General features: G+C 70.4%; 1 pseudogene. It reads left to right on the forward strand.

Features of this window, described 5'->3' with window-relative positions:
- Nucleotides 1–93: 93 nt before the first annotated feature.
- Nucleotides 94–294 (forward strand): annotated as a pseudogene (locus IJ15_RS0124515) (adenylate/guanylate cyclase domain-containing protein); the annotation flags it as partial.

Here is a 294-nt window from a genome sequence, read left to right on the forward strand (position 1 = left end):
GCGCGGCGCGGGCCGATGTGGGGAAGTAGGCGCCGAAACCGGCGTCACGCGGCAGTTCTGCGAGACGACCCGGCTGCGATTACTCTTGCCGGGGTGAGTGACGACCCGGAGGGCGACGCCACACCGGAACCGCCTCGAGTGGATTCCGGCACGGAGGGCGGATACGCCAAGGTCACCGGTTCGGTGGCGAAGTGGGTACGCGACGCGGACCGGCAACCCCAGCTGGTCGACGCCGTGCGGCGGATCAGGCGCTCACTGCCCGGTGATCCCGCATTCGGTGACCCCCTGTCGACC

It is taken from the genome of Prescottella defluvii, from assembly GCF_000738775.1.
GTDB lineage: Bacteria > Actinomycetota > Actinomycetes > Mycobacteriales > Mycobacteriaceae > Prescottella > Prescottella defluvii.